This window comes from Ensifer sp. R-19 (assembly GCF_049905105.1).
Classification (GTDB): Bacteria; Pseudomonadota; Alphaproteobacteria; order Rhizobiales; family Rhizobiaceae; genus Ensifer.
This window is the reverse complement of sequence record NZ_CP184569.1, coordinates 249,457-271,524: the sequence shown is the minus strand read 5'-3', so window position 1 is coordinate 271,524 and position 22,068 is coordinate 249,457. Positions and strand designations below refer to the sequence as shown.

Annotated in this window: 22 protein-coding genes; 6 read left to right on the top strand and 16 right to left on the bottom strand. The window is 62.3% G+C overall.

Annotated features, from left to right (window positions below; translation table 11 throughout):
• Positions 1–54: 54 nt before the first annotated feature.
• From cheD to ACN9MO_RS01200, 16 genes are all read right to left on the bottom strand, one after another.
• The gene (cheD, locus tag ACN9MO_RS01275; RefSeq protein ID WP_093231948.1) at positions 55–609 is read right to left on the bottom strand and encodes a chemoreceptor glutamine deamidase CheD; all 555 of its coding nucleotides are present in this window, start codon (positions 607–609) and stop codon (positions 55–57) included.
• Positions 606–995, bottom strand: a complete 390-nt coding sequence (locus ACN9MO_RS01270) for a response regulator (RefSeq protein WP_025425902.1) — start codon at positions 993–995, stop codon at positions 606–608. Before ACN9MO_RS01270 ends, cheD begins: the two co-directional genes overlap by 4 nt.
• The gene (locus ACN9MO_RS01265) at positions 995–2,056 is read right to left on the bottom strand and encodes a protein-glutamate methylesterase/protein-glutamine glutaminase (RefSeq protein WP_113132126.1); all 1,062 of its coding nucleotides are present in this window, start codon (positions 2,054–2,056) and stop codon (positions 995–997) included. The genes ACN9MO_RS01270 and ACN9MO_RS01265 overlap by 1 nt, the downstream gene beginning before the upstream one ends.
• Positions 2,053–2,961, bottom strand: a complete 909-nt coding sequence (gene cheR, locus ACN9MO_RS01260; protein ID WP_113132125.1) for a protein-glutamate O-methyltransferase CheR — start codon at positions 2,959–2,961, stop codon at positions 2,053–2,055. The genes ACN9MO_RS01265 and cheR overlap by 4 nt, the downstream gene beginning before the upstream one ends.
• A complete protein-coding gene (locus tag ACN9MO_RS01255; protein WP_093231946.1) occupies positions 2,958–3,428 on the bottom strand; it encodes a chemotaxis protein CheW in 471 nt (156 codons plus the stop codon). Before ACN9MO_RS01255 ends, cheR begins: the two co-directional genes overlap by 4 nt.
• A gap of 5 nt (positions 3,429–3,433) precedes the next feature.
• Positions 3,434–5,737, bottom strand: a complete 2,304-nt coding sequence (locus ACN9MO_RS01250; RefSeq protein WP_113132124.1) for a chemotaxis protein CheA — start codon at positions 5,735–5,737, stop codon at positions 3,434–3,436.
• A gap of 19 nt (positions 5,738–5,756) precedes the next feature.
• On the bottom strand, positions 5,757–6,122 hold the full coding sequence (locus ACN9MO_RS01245; protein WP_025425897.1) for a response regulator: 366 nt from the start codon (positions 6,120–6,122) through the stop codon (positions 5,757–5,759).
• A 3-nt stretch (positions 6,123–6,125) separates the two neighbouring features.
• A complete protein-coding gene (locus tag ACN9MO_RS01240; RefSeq protein WP_065372388.1) occupies positions 6,126–6,419 on the bottom strand; it encodes an STAS domain-containing protein in 294 nt (97 codons plus the stop codon).
• A 40-nt stretch (positions 6,420–6,459) separates the two neighbouring features.
• Positions 6,460–8,073, bottom strand: coding sequence for a globin-coupled sensor protein (locus ACN9MO_RS01235; RefSeq protein ID WP_113132123.1), 1,614 nt, complete (start codon positions 8,071–8,073; stop codon positions 6,460–6,462).
• 799 nt (positions 8,074–8,872) lie between these two features.
• Positions 8,873–10,261 (bottom strand): FGGY-family carbohydrate kinase, encoded by a 1,389-nt coding sequence (locus ACN9MO_RS01230; protein ID WP_113132121.1) that lies wholly within the window; start codon positions 10,259–10,261, stop codon positions 8,873–8,875.
• Positions 10,262–10,265: 4 nt separating this feature from the next.
• Positions 10,266–10,580 carry an L-rhamnose mutarotase gene (gene rhaM / locus ACN9MO_RS01225; protein WP_113132120.1) on the bottom strand — a complete coding sequence of 105 codons (315 nt, stop codon included), beginning with the start codon at positions 10,578–10,580 and terminating at the stop codon, positions 10,266–10,268.
• A gap of 7 nt (positions 10,581–10,587) precedes the next feature.
• On the bottom strand, positions 10,588–11,592 hold the full coding sequence (locus ACN9MO_RS01220; protein WP_113132119.1) for an ABC transporter permease: 1,005 nt from the start codon (positions 11,590–11,592) through the stop codon (positions 10,588–10,590).
• Positions 11,592–12,572, bottom strand: coding sequence for an ABC transporter permease (locus ACN9MO_RS01215; protein ID WP_093231943.1), 981 nt, complete (start codon positions 12,570–12,572; stop codon positions 11,592–11,594). Before ACN9MO_RS01215 ends, ACN9MO_RS01220 begins: the two co-directional genes overlap by 1 nt.
• Complete coding sequence (locus ACN9MO_RS01210) at positions 12,569–14,065, bottom strand: sugar ABC transporter ATP-binding protein (protein ID WP_113132118.1); 1,497 nt, start codon at positions 14,063–14,065, stop codon at positions 12,569–12,571. The genes ACN9MO_RS01215 and ACN9MO_RS01210 overlap by 4 nt, the downstream gene beginning before the upstream one ends.
• 302 nt (positions 14,066–14,367) lie before the next feature.
• Positions 14,368–15,357, bottom strand: coding sequence for a rhamnose ABC transporter substrate-binding protein (gene rhaS, locus ACN9MO_RS01205; protein ID WP_057248265.1), 990 nt, complete (start codon positions 15,355–15,357; stop codon positions 14,368–14,370).
• A gap of 116 nt (positions 15,358–15,473) precedes the next feature.
• On the bottom strand, positions 15,474–16,286 hold the full coding sequence (locus tag ACN9MO_RS01200) for a DeoR/GlpR family DNA-binding transcription regulator (protein WP_058323560.1): 813 nt from the start codon (positions 16,284–16,286) through the stop codon (positions 15,474–15,476).
• Positions 16,287–16,488: 202 nt separating this feature from the next.
• Here ACN9MO_RS01200 and ACN9MO_RS01195 point away from each other — a divergent pair, with 202 nt between their 5' ends.
• The 6 genes from ACN9MO_RS01195 to ACN9MO_RS01170 all read left to right on the top strand — a co-directional run bounded on the left by ACN9MO_RS01195 (position 16,489) and on the right by ACN9MO_RS01170 (position 21,701).
• Complete coding sequence (locus tag ACN9MO_RS01195; protein ID WP_058323561.1) at positions 16,489–18,588, top strand: bifunctional rhamnulose-1-phosphate aldolase/short-chain dehydrogenase; 2,100 nt, start codon at positions 16,489–16,491, stop codon at positions 18,586–18,588.
• Between the two features lie 14 nt (positions 18,589–18,602).
• Entirely contained in the window at positions 18,603–19,898 is a 1,296-nt protein-coding gene (rhaI, locus tag ACN9MO_RS01190) for an L-rhamnose catabolism isomerase (RefSeq protein ID WP_113132117.1), read from the top strand.
• 158 nt (positions 19,899–20,056) lie between these two features.
• Positions 20,057–20,311: a GlsB/YeaQ/YmgE family stress response membrane protein gene (locus tag ACN9MO_RS01185; protein ID WP_057248181.1), complete on the top strand. Its 255-nt coding sequence runs from the start codon at positions 20,057–20,059 to the stop codon at positions 20,309–20,311.
• A gap of 143 nt (positions 20,312–20,454) precedes the next feature.
• Entirely contained in the window at positions 20,455–20,643 is a 189-nt protein-coding gene (locus tag ACN9MO_RS01180; protein ID WP_057248180.1) for a hypothetical protein, read from the top strand.
• Between the two features lie 89 nt (positions 20,644–20,732).
• Positions 20,733–21,194 (top strand): YbaK/EbsC family protein, encoded by a 462-nt coding sequence (locus ACN9MO_RS01175; RefSeq protein ID WP_057248179.1) that lies wholly within the window; start codon positions 20,733–20,735, stop codon positions 21,192–21,194.
• Positions 21,195–21,314: 120 nt separating this feature from the next.
• The gene (locus ACN9MO_RS01170; protein ID WP_110877965.1) at positions 21,315–21,701 is read left to right on the top strand and encodes a DUF930 domain-containing protein; all 387 of its coding nucleotides are present in this window, start codon (positions 21,315–21,317) and stop codon (positions 21,699–21,701) included.
• Positions 21,702–22,068: the final 367 nt, after the last annotated feature.

The following is a 22,068-nucleotide window of genomic DNA, read 5'->3' as shown; positions in this document are numbered from 1 at the left end:
GGGGCTTCGGTAGAAGGTCGTATTTGCGGCCTGCGAGGCGCCTGCCTCGCAGGATCAGAAGAATTCGATCGAGCTTTCGGCCGGCTTCGGCGCGATGACCGGACGCTCCTCCATCTGTACGGTGCGCTGCGTCTCGACGCCGGTCAGGGCATATTGCCGGGCCCGGCCGCTGGACGGCCAATACTCGAGCTTGCGACCGTGCTCGCCGCCGGTGCTTTCGCCGACGATGCGGATGCCTTCGTCGAGCAGGAACTGCCGTGCGAAAGCGGCATTCTGTTCGCCGACATTGGAGAAACGCGCGATCGTCTTGGCGCCGCCAAAGATCTTGGCTTCAAGACGATCTCGACGCGCGCCCTGCTTCAGCAGTCCGTTGATCAGGAGTTCCATGAGATGGACCCCGTAGCGGGTCGCGTCGCCGCCGGAAGCGGGCGACGTCGCGGAACCTGGCAGCAGGAAATGGTTCATGCCGCCGACACCGACCACGGGATCGCGCATACATGCCGCCACACAGGAGCCGAGAATGGTCGACAGCACGATATTGGGATCGTTGAAGACCTTGTACTCGCCCTGGATGACATGCACGCGCTTGCCGGCGGCTTCCATGTTCATTTGAGCGCCCCGAATACGGCTTCGATCGCCGCCTTCATCTTTTCGATGGTGAAGGGCTTGGCGAGCACGTTGTTGGCACCGAGGGCCGCCGCCTTCTGGACGAGGGCACGATCGCCCTGGGCCGTCAGGATGATGAAGGCCGCCTTCTTGGTCGCCGGGTTGGAACGGACCGCCTGCAAGAGGCCAAGACCATCCATCTTCGGCATATTGAAGTCGGAGATCACTAGATGGTGCGGGTTCTGGGCCATGATCTTCATGCCCTGCTCCCCGTCACCGGCGGCGGTGATCTGCTTGAAACCGAGCTGCTGCAGGGCATCACCCAGCAGCAGGCGGCTCGTCACCTGATCGTCAACGATCAGAACTTTGATTTTTTCGGCGATGGACATTATTCGCTTCCTTCCTTGCGGAGCGCCGCTGCTTTCAGGACCTCCTCCCCGATGGAACCGAGGGGGAGCTGGGTTTCAACGGCGCCCAATTCATAGGCGACTCTCGGCATGCCGTAGACGACACATGTCTTTTCGTTTTGTCCGAAGGTCTTTGCCCCGGCATGCCGCATTTTCAGGAGACCGGAGGCGCCATCGCGCCCCATGCCGGTCAGAATGGCGCCGATCGCGTTGCGGCCGGCGAGTTCAGCAACGGAATCAAACAGCACATCTACCGACGGCCGATGTCCGTTGACCGGTTCGCGATCGACCAGGCGGCAGCAGGGTGCCGTCGCGTTCGCGACCTGCAGATGACGCTCGCCACCGGGTGCCAGGTAGACCTTGCCGATTTCGAGCCGCGCACCATCCGTCGCCTCCTGCACCGTCGGCGCGCACAGGCGGTTCAACCGCTCGGCAAAGCTCTTGGTGAAGGTGTGCGGCATGTGCTGCGTGATGACGGTCGGCGGGCAATTGGCCGGGAACTTCTGCAACACCGTGATCAGCGCTTCAACGCCGCCGGTCGACGCACCGATGGCGATGATCTTGCGGCCGGCCCGGTATTCCGAAGCCGTGTTCGCGTTGGCGGCAGCGGGAGAGGCCGCGATCTTGTTGCCGGTGATGATGAACTTGCGCTGCGAGCGGGCTGCCGCCTTCACCTTGTCGACCAGACCGGCGAAGGGATGCGGGTCGCCCGGGTGCGGCTTGCCGACGCAATCGAAGGCACCGATTTCGAGGGCGGCGATCGTCGCCTCCGCGCCCTTGTGTGTCAGCGTCGAGACCATGATGACCGGCATCGGTCGCAGCCGCATGATCTTGTCGAGGAATTCGAGGCCGTTCATGTTCGGCATTTCGATGTCGAGCGTGACGACATCGGGGTCGAGCTGCTTGATCGCCTGGCGCGCTTCCATGGCGTCGGCCGCCTGGCCAACGACGGTCACATCAGGGTCGGCGTTCAGGACAGCGGTGATCAGGCCACGCATGGTGGCCGAGTCGTCAACGACGAGAACACGAGCGGGAGCGGTCATGCCCGTCCTCCATGAAACTTGCCGGTATGGCGGTAGGTGGTGATGCCGATGTTGTCGAAGTGCGACTTGGCGTCACCCGACACGCGCTCGGAATGGCCTATATAAAGATGACCGTCAGTGTTCAGCATGCCGGCGAAGCGCGACCAGATCTTCATCTGCGTCGGTTCGTCGAAATAGATGACGACGTTGCGGCAGAAAATGACGTCGAACGGACCCTTGAACGGCCACTGCGCCATCAGGTTCAGCTCGTTGAAGGTGATCAGGCGCTTGACCCGATCGTCGACCTGCCACTTGAAGCGGCCGCCGGCATTGACCTCGGAGAACCATTGCTTGCGCATCGCCGGGTTGACGGTTTCAAGCGCGGTCGCGTCATAGGCGCCGGCGCGGGCGAGCGCCAGGATCTTCGGATCGATGTCGGTCGCAAGGATGCGGAAGTCGTAGTCGGCCGCGTTCGGCAGCAGCGACAGAACCGTCAGCGCGATCGAATAGGGCTCCTGCCCGTCCGAGCAGGCCGCCGACCAGATACGCACCCGGCCGCCGGCCTTGGCGCGTGCGATCAGCTCCGGCAACACTTCGGTCTTCAGGTGCTCGAAATGGTGGTTCTCACGGAAGAACCGCGTGAAGTTGGTGGTCAGGTGCGAAAGCATGTCGCGGCGCGCGGCGGCGCCGGCGGGCGAAGCGACCAGCTGGCAATAATCTCGGAAGCCCCTAAGCCCGAGATTGCGGATATGCTTCGACAGACGCGAATAGACGAGCGACGCCTTGCTTTCATTGAGATAGATGCCGGCATCCGCATAGATCATCGCGGCGATCTCGGCGAGATCGCGGCGGGTCAATGGATACTCGCCGCTGGCCAGGCACTCGTCCGGCGACGGCTTCTGTTCGAATGCAACCTGGTTCCTCATGCCGCTTCCCTTTCTTCCTGCGGGAAGATTGCTTCCAGTTCTATGAGGCAGATCATCCGGCCCTCGATCGCCAGCACACCGCGGGCGAAGCTCTTCTCGAACTCCGAGGAGACGACGTCGGGTGTCGGCTGGATCTTGTCATTGGTGATGGTCAGGATGTCGGAGACGGCATCGACCAGGAGACCGACGGCCTGGCTTTTGACCTGCGCAACGATGATGACGTGACGCACGGTCGGTTCGGCCGGCTTCATGCCGAGCCGGGCCGAAAGATCGATGATTGGCAACACGGCACCACGCAGATTGATCACGCCGAGCACGTAGAGTGGCGCATGCGGCATCGGCGTTGCGGGCGTCCAGCCACGGATCTCGCGCACCGACATGATGTTCACGCAGAATTCCTGAGCGCCGACGCGGAAAGCGATCAGCTCCCGTCCGTCCGCCGTCAGATTTTTTGCGGCATAGGTCATTGTCATTATCCGACTGCAGCAAGTGACATTTCAGGCTTCAGCGATTGCCCGCGCGAGGCGGCGACGATCGCGTCGACATCGAGGATGAGCGCCACGCGGCCGTCGCCGAGAATGGTCGCCGCAGCGATGCCCGGCACGTGGGTGTAGTTGGCCTCGAGGCTCTTGATCACCACCTGGCGCTGCCCCTGGATCGCATCGACCATCAGCGCACGCTGACCGCCACCTTCCGATTCCACCAGAAGTGCTACGCCCTCGACCGGGTTCGCCTGGATGGCGCGGAAATTCAGGATGCGGCCGACGTCGACGAGCGGGCAGAAGGAGTTGCGGATCGAGATCAGCCGCTGGTTGGAGCCGAAGGAATGGATTGCCGAAGCTTCCGGCTGCAGGGTCTCGACGATCGCGGTCAGCGGCACGACGAGCGTCTGGTTGGCGACGGTGACCACCATGCCGTCGAGCACGGCGAGCGTCAGCGGCAGGCTCATGGTGAAGACCGAACCGTGACCCGGCTTCGAGGAGATGTTGATGCGGCCACCGAGCGCCTGGATCGAGCGCTTGACCACGTCCATGCCGACGCCGCGGCCGGAGATGTCGGAGATCTTGTCGGCCGTCGAGAAGCCGGCGTGGAAGATCAGGTTGTCGATCTCTTCGTCCGAGAGATTTGCGTCGGCTGCGATCAGGTCGTTGTCGATCGCCTTCTGGCGGACCTTCTCGCGGTTGATGCCAGCGCCGTCGTCGGCAAGCTCGATAACGATGCGGCCAGAGCGATGCTTGGCCGTCAGGCGCACCGTGCCTTCAGCGCTCTTGCCGGCGGCAAGTCGCTTCTCCGGCGTTTCGAGGCCGTGGTCGACCGCGTTGCGGATCATGTGGGTCAGCGGCTCGGCGAGCTTGTCGATGACCGTCTTGTCGACCTCGGTGTTCTCGCCTTCCGTGATGAGGCGCACCGACTTGCCGGTCATGTCGGCGATTTCGCGAACGATGCGCGACATGCGCTGGAACACCGGCTTCACCGGCTGCGCGCGGATCGCCATCACCGAATCCTGGATCTCGCGGGTGAGCTGCTGCAGCTCTTCGAGACCCATGTTGATCGAGGACGTGCCGTTGGCGTCGTTCTCGACGACGCTCTGCGAGAGCATCGCCTGGTTGATGACCAGTTCGCCGACGAGGTTGATCAGGCGATCAACACGGTCGAGATCGACGCGGATCGTCGGCGTGCCGGCCGATGCGGCGGCCTGCTGGGCGGCAGCGCTCTGGGCCGCAGCACTGGCGGCGGGTGCTGCCTTCTCGGCCGGGGCGCGGGCTGCGGATTGCGCCATCTGCAGCACGTTGCTGGCGGTGCCTGCGGCCGAAACGGCGGCGTTGCGGATGTCCTGCTGTCGGGACGCGAGCTGTTCTTCCTCCTCGACGACACCGACCGAAACCGCCGGCTCATCATCAAGGATCGAAAGATCGAAAGGCACCGGCTGCATCGGCAGCTCTTCGCCCGACTGCGTAGCCTCGTCTTCGACCAGGGAAATCTCCAGGTCGCAATCCCACTCGGCGAATTCGAAGACGGTGCGGATCGCGTCCTCGCCCTTGTCGGTCGCAAGCTGGATCTTCCAGGAGAAATAGGCGCTCTCCGGGTTCAGCCGCTCGAGCGTCGGCAGTGCGCCCATGTCGCAATGGATGCTCATTTCGCCAAGGCGGGAGAGGTCGCGCAGAAGCAGCGTTGCCTCATTGCCCTTGGCATAGAGATCGGACTTCGGCTTGAAGACGATCTCGTAGGTGGGCATTTCCATCAGCGGCGGTTCTTCGGCAGCGTCGAAGTCGTCAAAGGAGAAAGCGACAGGCTGGAAGCCTTCGTCGTTGACCGGCGGCGGGGCCACGGCGGCAACGGGCTTGGCAACCACTTCGACGGGCGCTGGGGCGGCTGCCGACGCTTGCGGCACTTCGCCGTTCGCCAAAGCCTCAAGCTCCTTGATCAGTTGGCGGCTGCGCGCCTCGTCGACACTGCCGCCGTCACGAGCGGCATTGGTGAGGTCGGCGAGCACGTCGGCCGACTTCAGCATGACCTTCAGAACCTCCGGACCGGGATCGAGCCGGTTGGAACGAACGCAATCAAGGGTCGTCTCGAACACATGCGCGAAGGAGACGAGGTCGTCGAGCCCAAAGGCGCCAGCGCCGCCCTTGATCGAGTGCACCGCGCGGAACACCGCATTGACCGTTTCCGGGTCGCGGTCGCCGTCATTGAGCTTCAGCAGACCCGACTCCAGTTCGGCGAGTTGCTCCTCGCACTCCTGGAAGAAGATCTCTTTGATTTCGTTCATATCCATTGGAGGCTATCCCCGGACTTCAGGCCGTTACGCGCTCAATTGCATCGATGAGTTTGGTCGGGTCGAACGGCTTGACGATCCAGCCCGTTGCCCCCGCCTGGCGCGCGCGGTTCTTCTTTTCCGCATCGCTTTCGGTGGTCAGCACCAGGATCGGAATGGCGCGGTAGCGATCGTTCTTGCGCACGCCTTCGATGAAACCGAAACCGTCGAGACGCGGCATGTTGATGTCGGTGACGATCACATCGGGGTTGGCTTCTTCCAGAACCTCAAGTCCCTCGACGCCGTCCTCGGCCTGGATCGTTTCGAACCCGGCATTGTTCAGCGTGACCAGCAGCATGTTTCGGATCGTCCGGGAGTCGTCGACCGTCAGAACTCGCTTCTTCATTTCTCAAATCTCCTTTGCCACCAGATGATCGATCTCGACCCCGATGAGCTGTGTCGTTTTCTCGAAAGCGTCCGACACCTTGCTGAAGGTGAAAGACAAATGATCCTCTTCCCAGGTCTTGGCGCCGGCCATCAGCACCTGGACACAAAGCGTGCCCACCCGCTCGACCGCCGAAGCGTCGATCACGATGTCGCTGCCTTTCAGAGCGAGCAGCTTCTCGTGCAACGCCGTCGCCTCGTTCAGGTCCAACACCGGAGCGAGGCTGAGCGTCTTCTGAGCGGTCTTCTTGCTGGCCATTCCTGTCTTCCTCGACTGTAACTCTTGAATGCCCTGGGGATCAGCGCTGCCAGCCGGCGAGCTGCCGCTGCGGCCCTTCGTCAAACAGCGGCATTCCCGGCTCTTCGGCAATCACGCCCAGGGCCGGCCGGCTCGGTTCGCGACCGGCAGCTGACGAAACAGGATGACGCCGCTCCAAACGGAACCGACGGATGGTTTCGCCAAGCTCGACGATGACGGTGTGGAGATCGTCCGACGAACGCGCGGTTTCTCCCGCCAGGGCAGCACTTGCCTGCACGCCCTGCGAGATCGTGCCGATCTCGGCGGCGACGCCCCGGAGGTCGCCGGCCTGCTGCTCCGCTTCGCGGGCGATGCCGGAAACGGCCGAATTGATCGACGTGACCTGGTCGACGATGCTGCTGATCGCGTCCTGCGTGCGGCCGACGATCTCGACGCCGGTTTCGACCTGCGCCTTGGTGCCGGAGACGAGCTGCTTGATTTCGCGGGCCGCCTCACCGGAGCGCTGCGCGAGGGCGCGCACTTCCTGGGCGACGACGGCAAAGCCGCGACCGCTGTCGCCAGCCCGCGCCGCTTCGATGCCGGCATTGAGCGCCAGCAGATTGGTCTGGAAGGCGATCTCGTCGATCACGCCGATGATCTGGCCGATCTTTTCAGCCGATGCCTCGATGTCGGCCATGGCGCTGATTGCCTGGCCGGCGATTTCGCCGCTGCGCTCGACGGCGATGCGGGTTTCGTTGGCCTTCGTTTCCGTGGCGCTGATGCGGCCGGAGCCGCTCGCCATGCGTCCAGCCATGTCGGCAAGTGCTGCAAGCTGCCCGGACAGCGCATCGGCTTCCACACTCGCCTTGTCCGAGAAGGCAGCCGCGTTTCCGCGCATGCGATCGACCAGAGCTTCGGCGGAACGGTTGTGGTGGTCAGATGCCTGCAGGCTCTGTTGAATTTGTTCCAGCGCGGCATTCAGACTGGCGACGATCGGCTGGTAGGCTTCCGCTGCCGCTTCCGGCAGCCGCGCACCAAGATCGCCCTGGCTCAGACTCTCGGCAAAGTCGCCGAAGAGCGCCTTGACTTCCTGTTCGTCGGCGCTGCGCTGCTCGGTCAGCTGCCGCTGGTGCTGCTGGCGCAGGGCATTGAAACGGAGCGAAACACCGATCTCGGTGTCGACGAAGACGGTGCGCACCAGCGCCGCGACGAGGTCGCAGAGCTCGCGGCGGCGCGCCTTGCCCATCGGCAGGAAAGATCTCGGCCAGGCCTCTTCGATGAGACCGACGAGCAGATGCTCGAGCACGACCGCATGGCTGGCCATCTGCCAGCGCGGATCGAGACCCATGCGGCTTGCCGTGTCGGCGAGCACCTTGACGCGCTCGGCATAGAGCCCGTCGAAACGCGCGTCCGTCAGCACGTTCCAGTGCGACGATTGAAGGTCCTGAAGGCGATCGATCTGGCGGTCGCTGTCGAAATGGCGGGCGGCATCGGGATAGGTCTGGAGGCGCTGGAAGAGGTCGCGAAGCGCCTTGTCGATGCGGGGATGAAGCTTTTGTCTATGATCCCGGACGCGGTTGCAGCTCTCGTTGTCGAGCCCGGCAAAACGCAAGCGCTCCAGCAGGCTGCCTGCCTGGCCCTTCCTTGCCTGTTCTGACGATGCTTCCTGCCTCAACGCTGATCCCCGGGTAATGCGCGTTTTCGAATTTGCCTGGGGAGGTTCAAGGGGAGCCACAGTCCACCGGACGTGCACGCCACATCGATGAGATCAGCCCCCGCCAGCAGCGTCTGCTATCGTTCATCCCGCAAGTAAATTCGGTGAAGAATGGATACCGGACCGGAACCGGTACGGCGGGGCGGCATCATGCCTTGAGGAGACTTGTGAATTATCCCATTCCGACGTGTGGGACCATGTTTATGGTTAATTCCTTGCTTGAAGGTTAACGGTCCCTCGCCTCTAATCGGATTCACTAAAATTCGCAGGGTGTTTTCGCGGGCCATTTTTGCACCGCAACAGAACTGTAATAAAGCCCCTGGATTACAACAGGTTCTCACTCACAAGAGTTTAGAATTGTACTTCGACTTGCGCTCGCGTATCGAAGCGAAAGTGAAGTGGGCGCTCAATGCGCGAAGAAACCTTCGCAAGAGCGGGATGAGGAAAAGTGTGTGCGGTTTTCCTCCCGCATCCCGCTCTAACTAGTAAGAAATCGATCACGTTTATGATTGGAGTCGCTGCGACCCAAATCATCGTGATCTAGGCAAGGCGACATCATGATGATGCGCTTACAGGAAACGAACAATGATTGTTCTTGGTATTGGCGCCGCACTCACAGCAATCCTGACAATGATGGCAGTATCGATCGTGCTCAACATCGAGCATAACCGATCGGCAAAGCGCAGCTCTGTGTTTTGAGCGGGCTGAGGCCCGTATCTTCCTGATACAGCCAAGCATTTTGCGGCCGTGAGCGAATGTTCTATGGCCGCTTTTCTTTGCCTGTATGCTTGAGTGCCGCCTCGCGCCATGCCTGCGCATAGATGACGAAGCTCTCGGGAACCTCGCCCGCAACCGGCTCGATCCCGGTCCTGACCCTCGATCCCTCGACGAGGCAGGCTGCACCGAGGCTCGTGCCCGTAACATTCTGGGGATCGGCGAAGACCGGCCTTCCGGTCGCCGCTGCGAGCATGCGCAGATAGGCCTTGTTTGCGGCAAACGGTCCCTCGACGACGACCTCCCCGCGCGCGCCGATCAGATCGAGGCAGGTGGCCGTCATCAGCGCCAGGTGAAACGAGACGACGGCAAAACGCTCAGCGGCGCCAAGCGCCTGTTCGTCGGTCGTCCAGATCGCCTTCGAAGCCGGAAAGGGACCAGACCCCTCGGGAATGGACGGCAGCAGCATGTGGCCGGCCTTGGCGACCGTCTCTTCCACATCCGGCGATGCGGGAACCGACCCCTCCCCCAGCAGAAGCTGGAAGGCGCGGCCGCCCATGAAGCGGGCCGAGGGCACGGGCTCGCCGAGCGCGTTGACATTGATGAGCGTGTCGCGATGTTCGTCGAGCGCCTTCGGCTCTGCGCCGACCGCCAGCATGACGACCCAGGTTCCGGTCGAAACGACCGAGAATGGCGAAGCGCGCGTCAGCAGATGCGGGAGCAGCGATGCGTTGGAATCATGAATGCCGCAATAGACGGGTGTATCAGGCGCAATGCCGGTTGCGGCACAGACTTCCGGTCGCAAGGCACCGGCGATATCGCTCGCCTTCAAAACCGGCGCAAAGAGTGGCCTCCAGCCCTGGCGTTCGACCAGAGACGAGAACGTGCCGGCTCGCGGGTTCCAAAGATCGGTATGACAACCGAGCGACGTCAGTTCGTTTGAGAGAACGCCGGTCAGGCGATAGGTCCAGTATTGCGCATAGGTGAGGATCGACGCGACCCGCGCAAAATCATCCGGAAAGGTCTTCTGCTGCCAATAGAGTTGCGCGCCGACATTGAGGCCCATAGGCAAGCGTGCAGAGCCAGTCTCTGAAAACGGGGGCCGCGCCACATCATATTCGGCGGCAAGGCTGTCGGGTCCGGCGTATTCATAGTCCAGCACCGGTAGCGCAAGGTGGCCTGCAGCATCGAGCACGACCGCTGTCGCGCCATGGGTGGTAATGGAGACTGCCTCGAAAGCGTGTTCGGCGTTAAGCGCCGCGAGGCTCTCAAGCAGGAAGGCCCAGAGGTGCTCGATATCGAAATGCGGATAGGGACCGGAAGTTAGCACCGCATTCGCCGTCTTGCGGACGGCGATCTCCTCGAACCGTTCGAGATCGACGGCCGCGACCTTCGCATTGGTCTTGCCGATATCGATGACGCAAACGACCCGCATCCGATCAGTCCATTTGGAAGACGGTTTTGAGCGGCACCGCCACCGGCTCGTTATCGGCCTTGGTCTCCATGATATCGGCCATATAGGCCCACCATTTCCGCATGACGGGATGGGACGGCAGGTCGGCCATTCGGTGGTCGTCCGTGCGCCAGAGAACGCCGAAGAGCAGGCTGGTCTCCTCGTCCAGATGGATGGAATAGTCGGAGACGCCCGCCTCCTTCAGGAGCGCCGCCAGCTCCGGCCAGATGGCATCGTGCCGCGCCTTGTATTCGGCCGCCATGCCTGGGTTCAGCCGCATGCGGAAGGCGTATTTTTCCATCGAAACCTCAATGCGCGAGACGGCGGCGGGCACGCCGCCAGAGAATGGGGAGTGCGATGACCGAGATCAGCAGCAGGCCGATGAAGATCGACATGACGATACCGGGCACGTTGAGAAGGCCGAAGCCGAAGGTCACCATGCCCATGATCAGCGCCGCGAGCACGACGCCGGGGATGGTTCCGGAGCCACCGAGAATGTTGACGCCTCCGAGCACCACCATCGTCACCACTTCGAGCTCCCAGCCGAGCGCGATCGACGGACGGGTCGAGCCGAGGCGCGAGGTCAGGCAGATCGAGGCGAGCCCCGCCATCAGACCGGTAAGCAGGAAGAGGATAAACTTGATGCGCGCGACCCGGATGCCGGAAAAAAGCGCTGCAGTCTGATTGTTGCCAATGGCATAGACCGCGCGGCCGAAATTGGTCTTGTGCAGAACGACGCCGTAGACGACCGCGAGGATGACGAACAGCGTGAACTCGAAGGAGAACACCCACCAGACATAGCCCTGGCCGAACCAGGAGAAACTGTCGGGATAACCGGTGAAGGCCTGGTCGCCGAGAATGATGAAGGAGAGCCCGCGGAAGAGGCTCATGGTGCCGATGGTCACCACGATCGACGGCAGCCCGAGACCAGTGATCAACAGGCCGTTGACCGCGCCGCAAATGAGGCCCACTGAGAGGCCGATCGCCACCAGCGCCGGCGTGTCGAAGCCGAGCTGGACGGCATAACCCATCGCCGTCGAGGCAAGCGCGATGATCGAGGCCACCGACAGATCGATCTCGCCGGAGATGATCACCAGCGCCATGGCAAAAGCGATCATCGCCTTTTCGGTGAAGTTGAAGGTGGCGTCCGAGAGGTTCCACGGATCGAGGAAGTAGGGAGACGCCAGCGAGTTGCCGAGGAAGATCAGACAGGCGACAACAAGCAGCAGGCTCTCCCAGCTCTTCAGCAATCGCGCGCCGCGGCCTTCCAGCCGATCGGGGATATGCCGTGGGGTAAGGTGAGTCTCGGCCATCAGACAGCCTCCGCCTTTCTCAGGATGACGCGGCCCTTGCGCCGCTCGGCGCGGGCGTTGACGGCAACGGCGATGATGATGACCATGCCCGAGATCGCCATCTGGGCGAAGGGCGAGATGTTGATGACCGGCAGGGCGTTCTTGATCACGCCGAGAAACAGCGCGCCGAGCACCGCGCCCGCCACGGTACCGATGCCGCCGGCGATCGAGATGCCGCCGATGACACAGGCCGCGATGATGTCGAGCTCGAAGCCGGCGGCGATGTCGACATAGGCGACCGCATAACGGGACACCCAGAGATAGCCGGAAAGCCCGGCGAGCGCACCCGAAAGGCAATAGGCCGAGAAGCGGGTGCGGCCGACATCGATGCCGGTATAGACGGCCGCATGCGGATTGCCGCCGACCGCATAGAAGGCGCGGCCGAGGGCGGTGCGGCTCATGAGTAGGAACATCAGCGCGATCACGACCAGCGACAGCCAGGAAAGAACCGGGAAGCCGAAGAGCGCGTCGCGCGGCAGCGCCTTGAATGCATCACTCATCTGGTGCGCGTTGATCCACTTGCCGTCGGTCAAGAGGAAGATCAGGCCGCGATAGATAGTGAGCGTGCCGAGTGTCACGACGATCGGCGGAATATCGAGTTTCCAGACGAGCGCGCCGTTGATCATACCGAGCAACGCGCCGAGCGCGATCGCGGCGAGCATGATCAGTGGGATCGGCAGGCCCGGAAAAGCAGCGTTCAGCATCGCCGCGACCATGCCGGAGAGCGCCAGGTTGGCAGCCATCGAAAGGTCGATGCAGCGCGTCAGGATCACCGCCATCTGGCCGAGCGCCAGGATAATGAGGATCGAGGTGTCGTTGTAGACACGCGCGAGATTGGCGGGTGCGACGAAGGGCGGGAAGCGCCAGGTGATCAGCGCGAGCAGTACGGCAATCGCGCCAACGAGCAGAAGCTCACGATTCTTGAGAAACTTCGCCATCACGCGGCCTCCTGAATGCCGGCAGCGGCACGCACCAGCTTTTCGGCCGTCAGATCGACACGCTCGAAGCGCCCGGCGATCCGCCCCTCACGCATGACGATGACGCGGTCGGACATGCCCATGATCTCCGGGATTTCCGAGGAGACCATGATGACGCTGAGGCCTTGAGCCGCAAGCTCGCTCATGAAGGCGTGCACGGCCGCCTTGGAGCCGATGTCGATGCCCTTGGTCGGCTCGTCGAGAATGATCACCTTCGGTTTGGTCGCCAGCCACTTGGCGATGACGACCTTCTGCTGGTTGCCGCCCGAGAGCGTGCCGACATCCTGGTCGAGCGAAGCAGCACGCAGATCGAGGCGCGCGGTGTACTCGCGGGCGAGCGCGAACTCGTTGGCAAGTTTCAGGAAGCCCGAGCGCGAGGTGCGCGACAGCGACGGCAAGGTGACGTTTTGAAAGATCGGCAATCCGATGATCGCGCCCTGGCGGCCGCGCTCTTCGGGCACATAGACGATGCCGCTGCGGATCGCCTCGGAGGGGCTGCGGATCACGAGCACCTCGCCATCGAGCCGGACCGCACCAGCGGAAGGCCGGGTGACGCCGATCAGCGACTGCATGAATTCCGATCGGCCGGCGCCGACGAGACCGTAGAAACCGAGGATCTCGCCGCGGCGAAGCTCGAAATTGATGTCCTCGAACTCGGTCGGGTGGCGGTAGCCCGAAACGGTGAGCACCGGCGCGCCGATCACCACTTCCTTCTTCGGGTAGACCGAACCGACGGCGCGGCCGACCATGAGGCGCACCAGTTCGTCCTGGCTGACATCGGCAATCAGGCCCTCATCCACCATCGTTCCATCGCGGAAGACGGTGTAGCGATCGGCAATGCGGAAGATCTCGTCGAACTTGTGACTGATGAAGAGGATCGCCTTGCCGTCAGCCTTCAACCGCTCGACGAGCGCATAGAGCTCGTGGATCTCCTTGTGCGACAGCGCGGCGGTCGGCTCGTCCATGATGACCACCTGGGCATCGACGGAAAGCGCGCGGGCGATCGCGACGAGATGTTTCTTGGCAATGCCGAGATCACGCAGGCGGATCGTCGGATCGAGATCGGCACCGGCGCGCGCAAGCAACGCGCGCGCATCAGTATTGAGCTTCTTCCAGTCGATCAGGCCGAAGCGATTGCGCGGTGCATGGCCGAGGAAGATGTTTTCGGCGACCGAGAGCTCGTCGAAAAGCACGGTTTCCTGGTGGATCGCGGTGACGCCGGCACGCGCTGCAGCAAGTGCCGTCGGGAAATGGACCTCCTGCTCCGCAACGCGGATCGCGCCGCCATCCGGCTGATAGATGCCGGTCAGGATCTTCACCAGCGTCGATTTTCCGGCGCCGTTTTCGCCGATCAGCGCGGTCACCGATCCCGGATAGAGCGACAGCGAAACGTCGGAGAGCGCCTTGACGCCGGGGAAGGACTTCGAAATCCCCTCGAGCGCGATGGCGGGCTTCATCCGCGATGTGAGCGTATCTTGGAGCAAGTTCCGTTCCGCCTGATCTATGTGCCTGACATCTAGGGCACCGCAGTCTGCAAATGCCCCTCTCCTCGGGTTTAACCCGAGGACTAATCCTCTCCCCGCGCGCGGGGAGAGGGAACGAGGACGCCGCTCTCCTCCCTCCTTGACGTGGAAGAGGAGCGAACGGTTGCCGCTTGTCCCTTCTCCCCGCCTGCGGGGAGAAGGTGCCGGCAGGCGGATGAGGGGCCCTTCCCTCACCGCGCGGATGAGGGGCGACGCCGGTTTGGTCGTTCGCCAGATCAGAAGATCTTGGCGAATTCCTCGACGTTCTTGGCATCGTAGACGAACGGGTCGGCCATCGCGCCTTCATTGTTGTCGTCGAGCTTGACGGCACCCATACGGCCCATCTTCAGTTCCGCGCCGGGCTTGGCTTCGGCACCGCCGATCAGATCATAGGCGATCATCGTTGCGGAATAGCCGAGGTCGATCGGGTTCCAGATGGCGAAGGACTTGGAAGCGCCCGACTTGACGTGGCCGGCCATTTCCGAGGGAAGGCCCAAGCCCGTTACGTTGATCTGGCCGATCTTGCCCGCATCGGTAACGGCCTGAGCGGCTGCGACGATGCCGACCGAGGTCGGCGCGATGATCGCCTTCAGGTTCGGATAGGACTGAATGAGGCCTTGCGTTTCGCGATAGGACTTGTCGGCAAGGTCGTCGCCATAGACGGTTGTTACGACGTTGATGCCCTTGTAGTTGCCCTGGACCTTCTTCATCTCGGCGATCCAGGTGTTCTGGTTGGTCGCGGTCGCGGAAGCCGAGAGCACGGCGACGTCGCCGCCCTCAGGCAGGTTGTCGGCGGCAAGCTTGATGATCATGTTGCCGATCAGCGGGTTCGACGACGGGTTGAGGTGCATCAACCGGCCATCCTTGGCGACACCGCTGTCCCAGGAGATGACCTTGATGCCGCGGTCCATCGCCTTCTTCAGCGCCGGCACCAGGGCGTCCGTGTCGTTGGCCGAAACGGCGATCGCATCGACCTTCTGGGCGATCAGCGAGTTGATCACCTCGATCTGGCCCTCGGCGGTGGTCGAGGTCGGGCCGGTGTAGATCACCTCGACGTCGCCCAGTTCCTTGGCGGCTTCCTGGGCGCCCTTGTTGGCGGCTTCGAAGAAGCCGATGCCGAGCGCCTTGACGACGAGCGCGATCTTCTTGTTTTCCGCATGCGCGGCATTGGCCATCAGCGCCAGCGAAACCGCGGCCGTGACCATCAGTGACTTCAGGATCTTCATGCTCATTTCCTCCCATTGTCCGGTTCGCGAAAATCGCATCCGGCGCAAATTCCTCCGTTCGGCAACGACCCGGCTCCCTTAACCGTGACCACCGCCTTCCCCTCTCCTCACCCGCGTCAGGCGGACGAGGATATGTTCTCCGCATCCGCGCCGGCTCTTGAACTGGCCACAACCAGCCTCACCCCGGCATTTTCGAGCATCGCGGCATGCCTGTCCTCGATGCCCGAATCCGTAATGACAGTGGCGATCCGCTTCAGCCCGCAAAGAATGAGGCTCGACCGCTTGTGAAATTTCGACGAGTCGACCAGCACGACGAGTTCGTCCGCCTGATCGATCAGCTTCTGCTCCGCTTGGATCAGAAGCGGGTCCGCTTCCATCAGGCCGAGCGGCCCCAGTCCTTGAGCCCCCATGAACATGCGGCGCGCATAGAAATTGCGCGTCACGTCGTTGTCGAAGGGGCTTAAGATGATGTTCTGCTCGCGGTAGATCGTGCCGCCGGACAGCATCACCGTGTTCTTTGAGTGCTTTAAAAGGTGCTCGGCGATCGGGAAGGAATTGGTGAACACCTGCATGCGGCGATTGCTGAGAAAATGCACCATCTGGAAGGTGGTGGTGCCGCCATTGATGATGATCGGCTCGCCATCCTCGCAGAGCGCCACCGCCTCCTTGGCGATCGCCTGCTTCTCACGGGCGTGCAGGCCTTCGTTGACCTTGAACGGCCGACCGGCAAGGCCGACGAATTGCGGCGGGTTGATTGCCTCGGCGCCGCCGCGCACACGGCGCAGCTTCTTCTGCACATGGAGTGCCGCAATGTCGCGCCGGATCGTCGCCTCGGAACTGTCGGTCAGATCGACCAGCTCCTGGACGGTGACGACGGGTTTTTCCTGAACCGCCGACAGAATGATCCGGTGTCTTTCTTTCTCGTGCATGCGTTCCTCCGATGGCGTTCATGCTTCCATCACGATCGACCATTGTCAATCACAATCAATCATATTTTTTCATTGTGCAGCGCAATATGCGCGAACTTGATCGTTTTTGATTGACTTTAACGCTCAAGTCCTATGATCTGATGCCAACCATATCTCCGTGCGGACGCCAAGCCGCGCGACATCAGACCGGGAGGAATTCGAGATGCTGGACAAGCAGCAGGGCGCACGACTTGCAAACCTTTGGGACGAGGCAAAGGCCGCCGAGATGAGCGAATCCGAGCGCCTGCTCTATCGCTCGAACCTGCTTGGTTCCGACAAACGCATCACCAATTATGGCGGCGGCAACACCTCGGCCAAGGTGATGGAAAAGGATCCGCTTGGCGGCGGCACCGTCGAGGTTCTCTGGGTCAAGGGCTCCGGCGGCGACGTCGGCACGATCAAGCTCGACGGCTTCGCGACGCTCTATATGGACAAGCTCAATGCGCTGAAGACGATCTATCGCGGCGTTGATTTCGAAGACGAGATGGTCGCCTACCTGCCGCATTGCACCTTCAATCTCAATCCGCGCGCCGCCTCGATCGACACGCCGCTGCACGCCTACGTGCCGAAGAAGCACGTCGACCACATGCATCCCGACGCGATCATCGCGATTGCGGCCGCAAAGAACAGCCGCGAGCTGACGGCAAAAATCTTCGGCGACGACATCGGCTGGCTGCCGTGGAAGCGCCCCGGCTACGAGCTCGGTCTGTGGCTGGAAAAATTCTGCCTGGAAAACCCTGCTGCCCGTGGCGTCGTGCTCGAAAGCCACGGCCTCTTCACCTGGGGCGACACGGCGAAAGAGGCCTATGAGACGACGATCGAGATCATCAACAAGGCGATCGCCTGGTTCGAGGTCGAGAACACTAAGCCTGCCTTCGGGGGCGCAGTAACAGCGACGCTCGACGCTACTGCCCGCGCCGATGTCGCCCGCAAGCTGATGCCGGTCATCCGCGGCCTGATCAGCGCCGACGAGAAGAAGGTCGGCCATTTCGACGGCAGCCAGGCCGTGCTCGACTTCGTCACATCGAAGGACCTGAAGCCGCTGGCGGCGCTCGGCACGAGCTGCCCCGACCACTTCCTGCGCACCAAGATCCGACCGCTGGTGATCGAATTCGATCCGGCCAAGCCGGATATCGACGGGACGCTCGCTGCGCTTCCCGAGGCAATCGCCGCCTATCGCGCCGACTATGCGGCCTACTACGAGCGCTGCAAACGCGTAGACAGCCCGGCTATGCGCGATCCCAATGCGGTCGTCTATCTCGTGCCGGGCGTCGGCATGATCACATTCGCCAAGGACAAGGCGACCGCCCGCATCTCCGGCGAGTTCTATGTCAACGCCATCAACGTCATGCGCGGCGCTTCCGGTGTCTCCACCTATGTCGGCCTGCCGGAGCAGGAAGCCTTCGACATCGAATACTGGCTGCTGGAGGAAGCGAAACTGCAGCGCATGCCGAAGCCGAAGAGCCTTGCCGGCCGGATCGCGCTCGTCACCGGCGGCGCCGGCGGCATCGGCAAGGCGACGGCCAACCGGCTGATGCAGGAAGGCGCGTGCGTGGTGCTGGCTGACATCGACGAGACGGCGCTTGCCGCAGCCGAAAGCGAGCTTTCCGCGCGCTACGGCAAGGATGTCGTGCGCTCCGTCACCATGAATGTCACCAGCGAGGCGGCCGTCGAAGGCGGCTTCGCTGATGCGTTGCTCGCCTTCGGCGGTCTCGACATTCTCGTTTCCAATGCGGGTCTTGCCTCCTCCGCCGCGATCGAGGACACGACGCTTTCGCTCTGGAACAAGAACATCGAGATCCTGACGACCGGCTATTTCCTCGTCTCGCGGGAAGCCTTTCGGGTCTTCCGCCAGCAGAAGGCCGGCGGCAATATCGTCTTCGTCGCCTCCAAGAACGGGCTTGCCGCCTCCCCCGGCGCCTCGGCCTATTGCACCGCCAAGGCGGCCGAGATCCACCTTGCCCGCTGCCTGGCGCTGGAGGGTGCTGCGGCACAGATCCGCGTCAACGTCGTCAACCCGGACGCGGTGCTACGCGGCTCGAAGATCTGGACCGGCGAGTGGAAGGAGCAGCGCGCCGCAGCCTATAAGATGGATGTCGACGATCTCGAGGCGCATTATCGCGAGCGCTCGATGCTGAAGCTCAGCGTCTTCCCGGAGGACATCGCCGAGGCGATCTACTTCCTTGCCTCCGACATGTCGGCGAAATCGACCGGCAACATCATCAATGTCGACGCGGGCAACGCCCAGTCCTTCACCCGCTGATCGAGGAGGTTTCCATGACGACGACGATGATCAGCCAGGCAACGGTCGAGGCCGAGAACGAAAGCCGGTTCACCGCACTTCGCCGGGATTATGACAGCCTCGGCGAGCGACTCGATCGGCGCGGCGTTGCGATCGACGAGATCAGGCGCAAGGTTGCCGCCTATGGCGTCGCCGTCCCCTCCTGGGGTGTCGGCACCGGCGGCACGCGCTTCGCCCGCTTCCCCGGCAAGGGCGAGCCACGCAACATCTTCGACAAACTTGAGGATTGCGCGGTCATACAGCAATTGACGCGGGCGACTCCGACCGTCTCGCTGCATATTCCGTGGGACAAGGTGAGCGACATTTCCGAACTGAAGCAGAAAGGCACGTCGCTCGGCCTCGGCTTCGACGCGATGAACTCCAACACCTTCTCCGACACACCGGGCCAGGCGCACTCCTACAAGTTCGGCTCGCTGTCGCATGTCGATGCCGCAACCCGCCGCCAGGCGGTGGAGCACAATCTCGAATGCATCGAGATCGGCCGGCAACTCGGCTCCAAGGCGCTGACGGTGTGGATCGGCGACGGCTCCAACTTCCCCGGCCAGAGCAATTTCACCCGCGCCTTCGAGCGTTATCTCGATGCGATGAAATCGGTCTATGCGGCGCTGCCAGAGGATTGGCGGGTCTTTACCGAACACAAGATGTTCGAGCCGGCCTTCTATTCGACCGTCGTTCAGGACTGGGGCACAAACTATCTGATCGCGCAGGAGCTCGGCCCCAAGGCCCTCTGCCTCGTCGATCTCGGTCACCATGCGCCGAACGTCAATATCGAGATGATCGTCGCCCGCCTCATCCAATTCGGCAAGCTCGGCGGTTTCCACTTCAACGATTCGAAGTACGGCGATGACGATCTCGACACGGGCGTGATCGACCCCTATCGGCTGTTCCTCGTCTTCAACGAGCTGGTGGATGCGGAAACGCGCGGCGCCAAGGGATTCAAGCCGGCGCATATGCTCGACCAGAGCCACAACGTCACCGATCCGATCGAGAGCCTGATGACGAGCGCGACCGAGGTTTGCCGGGCCTATGCCCAGGCGCTGATCGTCGATCGCAAGGTGCTTGACGGCTGCCAGGAAGACAACGACGCGCTGATGGCGAGCGAGACGCTGAAGACCGCCTTCCGCACTGATATCGAGCCGATCCTTGCGATGGCGCGACTTGAGAGCGGCGGAGCGGTGGCGCCGGTCGCGACCTATCGGAAAAGTGGATATCGCGCGAAGGTCGCCGCCGAACGCCCGGCCGTTGCCGGCGGCGGAGGCGGCATCGTCTGATACCGATCGAGCAGCGCCGTGCCCTCGTCTTGGGGGTCCGGCGCGCCCCGGCGATCATTCAAATCTCAAAAAATCGCTGCGCGATGAAATTGCCCTCTATCTGATTTCGATTCCTGATCTATCTTTCCAATCGAGATCCAATGGAAAGGGGACCATTCATGGGTATTGAAAGCATTCTCGTCTTCCTGATCGTCGGCGCGGTCGCCGGCTGGCTCGCCGGCCTCATCGTCAAGGGTGGCGGATTCGGCCTTATCGGCAACATGGTCGTCGGCATCATCGGCGCCTTCATCGCCGGCTTCCTCTTCCCGGCGATCGGCATCAGCCTCGGCAGCGGTATTCTCTCGGCAATCCTGCACGCGACAATCGGTGCGGTGATCCTTCTGGTGCTGATCCGCATCGTCAAGCAGGCCTGAGCCCACACCATTCGGCGGCAGCCGCCTTCGCGCATGGAACGGCCCTCGGCCGTTCCATCTGGACGCGCGAACAGGGCTGTAGCACTGTGATCTGCTGGACGGGTCACCGGACGGAACATCGCACTTACCAGACGGAGGCACGCATGAACGCGCTTTACACCGACAAGATCGAGACGGCGCTCAGGTCTTTCATCGCCGATCACCCGGGAACGCTGTCACGGGATCAGGCGATCGCCACGATCCTAGAGAACTGGTTCACCAGCCATGGCTATCTGCCGCCTGGGCAAGAAGGCCGGCGCCCCGAAGACCTTGACGCTTCCAACGACGACTGAGAGATTTGCCCGCGCGAAGCCGAACGCCCGGACGGTTGTTCGCAACGCGGCCGATCGCCATCGCTTTTCAATAACGCGAATCCTTTGCCATGAGCCTGACTTCCGTCAAAGACTTCTTTTCCCAGCACGCCCCAGACATCGGTGTCATCGAGCTTCAACAAAGCACCGCCACGGTTGCGCTTGCGGCCGAGGGCCACGGCGTCGAGCCGGCGCAGATCGCCAAGACACTGGCGCTTCGGGTTGGCGACGATGTGATCCTCATCGTCACGCGCGGCGACGCCCGCCTCGACAACAAAAAGTACAAGGCCCGCTTCGGTACCAAGGCCCGCATGCTCGGCTTCGACGAGGTGGAAGCGGAGACCGGGCACCCGGTCGGCGGCGTCTGCCCCTTCGGTCTTGCCAAGCCGCACAGCATCTATTGCGACTTGTCGCTCAAGGCCTACGACATCGTCGTGCCGGCCGCCGGTGCCACCAATGCGGCGGTGCACATCAGTCCCGCCCGCATCGTCGAACTGACCGGGGCCGAATGGATCGACGTGTCGGAAACGTAGTTCAACGTTTCGGAAACGTGACCTGCCTTGGAATGGCCACAAAGCTTAACTGAAACCGCAGGCGCGTCCCGGAGTGATTTGCCGGGTCTGGTTCTTTTTCATCGCAGGAGTCCGTCGAGCATGAAGACAATCGCGTACCCGCTCATCTTCGCCGCCACATGTTCCCCGGCGCTGGCGATGGATCAGTCCCTGGTGCGCCAGTTCGAAAAGCTCGACCCGCAGACCCGGCTCGAACAGCGGTGCGATACCGAGGCGATGGAGCGCATCAACGCCGACAAGTCGACCTTCAAGCCGGACAAGGTGATCGCCTACACCTTCGCCGAGCCGGTCGTGAAGGAAGACAAGATGAAGGCGCCGGGCGCCGTGTTCCGCAGCAAGGGGGAATGGTACAAGCTGAAGTTCAAGTGCCGCACCGACGCGGAGCACCTGGGTGTCCTGTCTTTCGAATACAAGATCGGCGAGCTTGTGCCGCACGAGAGCTGGGACGAGTTCTACCTCTACCCGTGACGGGCGCGCCGCCCGAACCTTTGACCGTCGTTAGAGCACGGCCATCAGAAACAGCAGCGAGCCGAGCGAAAGCGCGGCCATGATGCTCATCAGCATCTTCATCATATGAGCTGCCATTTCGTACATCCTTGTCTCTGCTCCCTTAGGAATGAACGAATGCGTCTGATTTCGGGCATGTGGCTCGATGAAGACCGGGTTCGAGCGCCATTGTTACAACCATCGAGATTGCGCCAGCATGGTTAACAAATCGCTAACAGGGGTCCTACTCACCCTCTGCACAGCTGCCGCCTGACCGGCCTTTATTCAAGACAAGGCTCACGCAAGATCGAAGCGGAATAAGGGAGCGTAGGATCGGCCTCCTCTGCGC

What these genes read in the sequence shown, in the direction of transcription:
- cheD (WP_093231948.1), bottom strand. Translation starts at nt 609, where the DNA reads ATGAACATGGAAGCCGCCGGCAAGCGCGTGCATGTCATCCAGGGCGAG.
- ACN9MO_RS01270 (WP_025425902.1), bottom strand. Translation starts at nt 995, where the DNA reads ATGTCCATCGCCGAAAAAATCAAAGTTCTGATCGTTGACGATCAGGTG.
- ACN9MO_RS01265 (WP_113132126.1), bottom strand. Translation starts at nt 2,056, where the DNA reads ATGACCGCTCCCGCTCGTGTTCTCGTCGTTGACGACTCGGCCACCATG.
- cheR (WP_113132125.1), bottom strand. Translation starts at nt 2,961, where the DNA reads ATGAGGAACCAGGTTGCATTCGAACAGAAGCCGTCGCCGGACGAGTGC.
- ACN9MO_RS01255 (WP_093231946.1), bottom strand. Translation starts at nt 3,428, where the DNA reads ATGACCTATGCCGCAAAAAATCTGACGGCGGACGGACGGGAGCTGATC.
- ACN9MO_RS01250 (WP_113132124.1), bottom strand. Translation starts at nt 5,737, where the DNA reads ATGGATATGAACGAAATCAAAGAGATCTTCTTCCAGGAGTGCGAGGAG.
- ACN9MO_RS01245 (WP_025425897.1), bottom strand. Translation starts at nt 6,122, where the DNA reads ATGAAGAAGCGAGTTCTGACGGTCGACGACTCCCGGACGATCCGAAAC.
- ACN9MO_RS01240 (WP_065372388.1), bottom strand. Translation starts at nt 6,419, where the DNA reads ATGGCCAGCAAGAAGACCGCTCAGAAGACGCTCAGCCTCGCTCCGGTG.
- ACN9MO_RS01230 (WP_113132121.1), bottom strand. Translation starts at nt 10,261, where the DNA reads ATGCGGGTCGTTTGCGTCATCGATATCGGCAAGACCAATGCGAAGGTC.
- rhaM (WP_113132120.1), bottom strand. Translation starts at nt 10,580, where the DNA reads ATGGAAAAATACGCCTTCCGCATGCGGCTGAACCCAGGCATGGCGGCC.
- ACN9MO_RS01220 (WP_113132119.1), bottom strand. Translation starts at nt 11,592, where the DNA reads ATGGCCGAGACTCACCTTACCCCACGGCATATCCCCGATCGGCTGGAA.
- ACN9MO_RS01210 (WP_113132118.1), bottom strand. Translation starts at nt 14,065, where the DNA reads ATGAAGCCCGCCATCGCGCTCGAGGGGATTTCGAAGTCCTTCCCCGGC.
- rhaS (WP_057248265.1), bottom strand. Translation starts at nt 15,357, where the DNA reads ATGAAGATCCTGAAGTCACTGATGGTCACGGCCGCGGTTTCGCTGGCG.
- ACN9MO_RS01200 (WP_058323560.1), bottom strand. Translation starts at nt 16,286, where the DNA reads ATGCACGAGAAAGAAAGACACCGGATCATTCTGTCGGCGGTTCAGGAA.
- ACN9MO_RS01195 (WP_058323561.1), top strand. Translation starts at nt 16,489, where the DNA reads ATGCTGGACAAGCAGCAGGGCGCACGACTTGCAAACCTTTGGGACGAG.
- rhaI (WP_113132117.1), top strand. Translation starts at nt 18,603, where the DNA reads ATGACGACGACGATGATCAGCCAGGCAACGGTCGAGGCCGAGAACGAA.
- ACN9MO_RS01185 (WP_057248181.1), top strand. Translation starts at nt 20,057, where the DNA reads ATGGGTATTGAAAGCATTCTCGTCTTCCTGATCGTCGGCGCGGTCGCC.
- ACN9MO_RS01180 (WP_057248180.1), top strand. Translation starts at nt 20,455, where the DNA reads ATGAACGCGCTTTACACCGACAAGATCGAGACGGCGCTCAGGTCTTTC.
- ACN9MO_RS01175 (WP_057248179.1), top strand. Translation starts at nt 20,733, where the DNA reads ATGAGCCTGACTTCCGTCAAAGACTTCTTTTCCCAGCACGCCCCAGAC.
- ACN9MO_RS01170 (WP_110877965.1), top strand. Translation starts at nt 21,315, where the DNA reads ATGAAGACAATCGCGTACCCGCTCATCTTCGCCGCCACATGTTCCCCG.